General features: G+C 67.6%; 2 protein-coding genes and 3 pseudogenes. 2 read left to right on the top strand and 3 right to left on the bottom strand.

Annotation, left to right across the window (positions count from 1 at the left end):
• Positions 1-83: pseudogene (locus A5692_RS29215) on the bottom strand (DUF2561 family protein); the annotation flags it as partial.
• Between A5692_RS29215 and A5692_RS28585 the strand changes: the two are divergent.
• Positions 67-441 (top strand): annotated as a pseudogene (locus tag A5692_RS28585) (MmpS family transport accessory protein); the annotation flags it as partial. The pseudogenes A5692_RS29215 and A5692_RS28585 sit on opposite strands and share 17 nt — an antisense overlap.
• 456 nt (positions 442-897) lie before the next feature.
• Here the strand turns inward: A5692_RS28585 and A5692_RS21650 are convergent.
• Together A5692_RS21650 and A5692_RS21645 are read right to left on the bottom strand one after the other, a co-directional pair.
• Positions 898-1,317, bottom strand: coding sequence for a cytochrome c oxidase subunit 4 (locus A5692_RS21650; protein ID WP_067920667.1), 420 nt, complete (start codon positions 1,315-1,317; stop codon positions 898-900).
• Positions 1,318-1,330: 13 nt separating this feature from the next.
• Complete coding sequence (locus A5692_RS21645; RefSeq protein ID WP_156766208.1) at positions 1,331-2,431, bottom strand: cytochrome c oxidase subunit II; 1,101 nt, start codon at positions 2,429-2,431, stop codon at positions 1,331-1,333.
• A 132-nt stretch (positions 2,432-2,563) separates the two neighbouring features.
• On the opposite strand from A5692_RS21645, the pseudogene A5692_RS21640 reads away from it, so the two are divergent.
• A pseudogene (locus tag A5692_RS21640) lies at positions 2,564-3,244 on the top strand (asparagine synthetase B); the annotation flags it as partial.

Raw genomic sequence — 3,244 nt, 5'->3', positions numbered from 1 at the left:
CACGAGGTGGTATGCGTGCCGCCGGCCGCCTTGTGAAAGCCCCGCCCCAGGTCCGTCAGCGCGACGGCCGCGGCCACCTCGACCGCGGCAGCGCCGCCGCCACCGCCGCCGCCGACCCCGGCGGGGCCGCGGCAGGTGACCTACTCGGTGACCGGCACCAAGGCGCCCGGCGACATCATCTCGGTGACCTACGTCGACGCGTCGGGGCGGCGGCGCACCCAGCACAACGTGTACATCCCGTGGTCGATGACCGTGACGCCCATCTCCCAGTCCGACGTGGGCTCCGTCGAGGCGTCCAGCCTTTTCCGGGTTAGCCGGCTCAACTGCTCGATCACGACGAGCGCGATGGCGGCGACGATGGCGGCGATCCCGACCACCCACGGCCAGCGCGGTGCGCCGTGCTCCTCGTCGGTGTCGTCCGATTCGTCGAAGGCGTCGTAGTCGTAGAGCCTGAGGTCGGCCGGCAAGTAGGGGCCGCTCATGAAGTGCTCCGACTCCGGGGCCGAATAGGCCCGCGAATAGGCGTCGGTCTGGCCGGTCTGCTCGGCCGCCGGCTCGGCGCCGTCGTCGAACGGCTCGAGTTCGTCGTCGGGACCGGGTTCGCCCGCGGATTCGGGGCCGTCCGCGGGCCCACCATCGGAATCGGGTTGGTGGGGAGCCTCGTTCACGGAATCGGGTTCCTCAGGTTCCCATTCCGGGGGTTTCGGCCCGCTCATCTTTGCCTGCCCTGTCCGACTGCCTCACCAGCGCGCGGGGCCCGGCGGCCGTAGCGTTGCGCACGCGCTTGAGAAATTGTCATTTGCCTGGGCAAAACATTACCGAACCGAGAGGGGCAAAGAAGTCTTGGCGAAGCGGCCACAGATCACGTGATCGGATTGTGACCTTAACGCATGCGGATCAGTGCTTCTCGGGTCCCACGTAGTACTCGAAGACCAGTCCCGCGACCGACGCGAGGACGAACATCACCCCCGCGGCGATCAGCCACGGCAGCCACAGCGCGATGCCCACCGCGCTGACCGAGGCCGACAGCGCGATCAGGATCGGCCACCAGCTGTGCGGGCTGAAGAAGCCCAATTCACCTGCTCCGTCGCTGATCTCGGCGCCCTCGTAGTCCTCGGGCCGGGTGTCGATGCGGCGCGCGACGAACCGGAAGAAGGTGGCCACGATCAACGCCAGTCCGCCGGTCAGCGCCAGCGCGGTTGTGCCCGCCCATTCCTCACCGCCGGTGGCGAAAAGTGCTGTCAGCACCCCGTAAAGCACCGCAACCACAATGAAAAACCCGGCGACGAATTCGAAAAGCCTGGCTTCAATATGCATTTGGTGTCCTAACCTACTGCTGACTTCCGGCCAACTGGCCGCGGCGGGTGTCGAACGGGTGGGTGGACACCGCGAGCGGTGCCTGACCGATTGCCTGCAAGGCCTGGGCGTTGCTCTTTCCGTCGATCCGCTGCTGCAGGTAAGCCTTGAAGTCGTTGGGCGGCACCACCCTAACCTCGAAATTCATCATCGAGTGATAGGTGCCACAGAACTCGGCGCAGTGCCCCACGAATGCCCCGGGCTTGCTGATGTCGTCCACCTGGAAGACGTTGATCGAGTTGTTCGCCTCGGCGTTGGGGATCACGTCGCGCTTGAACAGGAACTCCGGCACCCAGAACGTGTGAACGACGTCCGCGGAGGCCAGCCGGAACTGGATGCGCTTGCCGGTCGGCAGCACCAGCACGGGGATTTCGTCGCTGGTTCCCAGGGTCTCGACCTTGTCGAAGTTCAGGTAGGTGCGGTCGGAGGTGTTCAGCCCGCGCACCGGCCCGACGAGCTCCTCGCCGTGGGCGTCCTTGCCTTCGGGCTTGGAGACCATCGCGTTCTTGCGCGCCTGGTCGGCGCCGTCGTAGGTCAGCGTGCCGTCCTTGAAGTCGACGCGCTGATAGCCGAACTTCCAGTTCCACTGGAAGGCGGTGACGTCCACCACCACCTCGGGGTCCTTGTCGATGTGCAGCATCTTCTCCTGGACCACCACGGTGAAGTAGAACAACACCGAGATGATCAGGAACGGCGTCACCGTCAGGACCAGTTCCAGCGGCATGTTGTAGCCGAACTGGCGGGGCAGCTCGGTGTCGGTGGCCTTCTTGCGGTGGAAGGCGGACGCCCAGAAGATCAGACCCCACACGATGACGCCGACGACCAGCGAGGCGATGGTGGCGCCGAGCCACAGCTCACGGTTGAGGTGGGCCTGCGGGGTGATGCCCTTGGGCCAGCCCAGTCCCAGCACGTCCTCCCAGCTGCATCCGCTCAGGGTCAACGCCAACACGCCGAACGTCGCGGCCAGCGCCAGCGGCCGCAGACGACGGGGCAGTCCCTGCCGAACGCCCCCGGAACGGCCCCAAAACCTGCCCTGCGACAAACGTTGCGAACGGACCTGCTCGCGAGGTGTCACGTCGGCGCCTCCTGCTCGGATATCGAATACTACGCAGCGTAGACCACGCCGCCGACCGCGGCGACGAAACCCCGGCCCGTCCCGGGTGTGCGCCACCACAATCGGCGGCCGGGTGCGGCATACTGGGGCGCCGTGTGTGGTCTGCTGGCGTTCCTCGCTGCCCCCGACAGGGCGGACGCCGCCCGGGCCGACGCCGCCATCGCGCGCGCGTCGCATCTGATGCGCCACCGCGGGCCCGACGAGCCGGGCACGTGGACCGACCCGGGCGCCGACGGAAGCGTGGTGTTCGGCTTCAACCGATTGTCGATCATCGACATCGCGCACTCGCACCAGCCGCTGCGCTGGGGCCCGCCGGAGTCGCCGGATCGCTACGTCCTGGTGTTCAACGGGGAGATCTACAACTACCTCGAGCTACGCGACGAGCTGGCCGCCGCGCACGGCGCGGCCTTCGCCACCGACGGTGACGGCGAGGCGATCGTCGCCGGCTACCACTACTGGGGCGCCGACGTGCTGACCCGGCTGCGCGGCATGTTCGCCTTCGCCCTGTGGGACACCGCCACCCTCGAATTGTTCTGCGCCCGAGACCCTTTCGGCATCAAGCCGCTCTTCATGGCCACCGGCACCGGCGGCACGGCGGTGGCCAGCGAGAAAAAGTGCCTCCTGGACCTGGCCGAGTTGGTCGGGTTCGACACCGACCTCGACGACCGGGCAGTCCAGCACTACACCGTGCTGCAGTACGTGCCCGAGCCCGAGACGCTGCACCGCGGGGTGCGCCGGCTGGAATCGGGCTGCTACGCGCGGATCCGGCCCGGG

This window comes from Mycobacterium sp. E342 (assembly GCF_001667665.1).
Lineage (GTDB): Bacteria > Actinomycetota > Actinomycetes > Mycobacteriales > Mycobacteriaceae > Mycobacterium.
This window is presented reverse-complemented; position numbering and strand designations above follow the sequence as displayed.

Coding starts and splice junctions, on each gene's coding strand:
- A5692_RS21650 (WP_067920667.1), bottom strand. CDS start 1,317: ATGCATATTGAAGCCAGGCTTTTCGAATTCGTCGCCGGGTTTTTCATT.